The organism is Peribacillus sp. Bi96, assembly GCF_918698115.1.
In the GTDB taxonomy this organism is placed as follows: domain Bacteria; phylum Bacillota; class Bacilli; order Bacillales; family DSM-1321; genus Peribacillus.
This window is the reverse complement of the sequence record NZ_CAKKLV010000074.1, coordinates 1-1,105: the sequence shown is the minus strand read 5'-3', so window position 1 is coordinate 1,105 and position 1,105 is coordinate 1. Positions and strand designations below refer to the sequence as shown.

The 1,105-nt window shown below is 39.9% G+C and carries 1 pseudogene; it reads right to left on the bottom strand.

From position 1 onward, the window contains the following. Positions 1 to 1,105: pseudogene (locus LQ203_RS27345) on the bottom strand (IS3 family transposase); the annotation flags it as partial.

The window sequence follows — 1,105 nt, the reverse complement described above, 5'->3', positions numbered from 1 at the left end:
CATGCTTTCAAATTCTTGAAGATAGAGTAATTCGGATTTTAATAAGCCAAAGAAGTTTTCAATCACCGCATTATCGAGACAATTTCCTTTGCGGGACATGCTTTGTGTAATGTTATGTCTTTTCAAATCATGGGAGTATTGTTTCATCTGATAATGCCAGCCCTGATCTGAATGAAGAATGGGTGAATCTTTCGATTCCAAGCGATCAAAGGCTTTATCCAGCATTTTGGAAACGAGCGGATAAACAGGCCGAGATTCGATATTATAGGCGATGATTTCTCCATTAAACAGATCAAGAATGGCCGATAAGTATAGTTTCTCCCCAGCTAGATGGAATTCTGTGACGTCTGTCACCCATTTTTCATTTGACTTTGCCGCCTTGAAATCACGTGCTAGAATGTTGGGCGCAATCTTGCCGATTTCCCCTTTGTACGAACGGTATTTCTTCATGCGAACCAATGACTTCAATCCTAGTTCATTCATCAATCGGAGAACTGTTTTATGATTGATGCGAGCACCTCGGTTACGTAATTCTAGGGTGATACGCCGATACCCATAACGCCCTTTATGCGTATGGAAAATCTCTTTGATAAGGGATTTAATTTCTGTATATTTATCCTCACGCCCGAAGGCGTTTACCCAATAATAGTACGTACTCCGTGCCATTTTAGAAATGGATAGAAGCAGATTTAAATCAAATTGTCTCCTTAGTTCATGGACTACTTTCGCTTTTTCTTTCTTTGTAAGGCTTCCTTTTCTTGAACTAAGGCATTCAACTTTTTTAGATAGGCATTCTCTGCACGTAAGTATTCTAATTCGGCAAGAAGTGCTTCTTGAGAGCCATTTGCTGGCGATGTTTTCTTGGTTTCTTTTTTCATGGATAGACGCCCCTTTTTCTTTGGTTTAAGGGCGTCTATACCTCCTTCCTTCAACTGATTTGCCCAATTCAAAAGTGTAGAATCGGAAGGAAGGTTATAGTGTACAGCGGTCTCGTTGATTGATGCCCCATATTCGTTCATATATTTAAGTACCTCTAGTTTAAAGGGCAGAGTGTAATTTGTATAGGATGAAGCAAGTCCTTCCATCCCATGTTTTAGATAGCGAG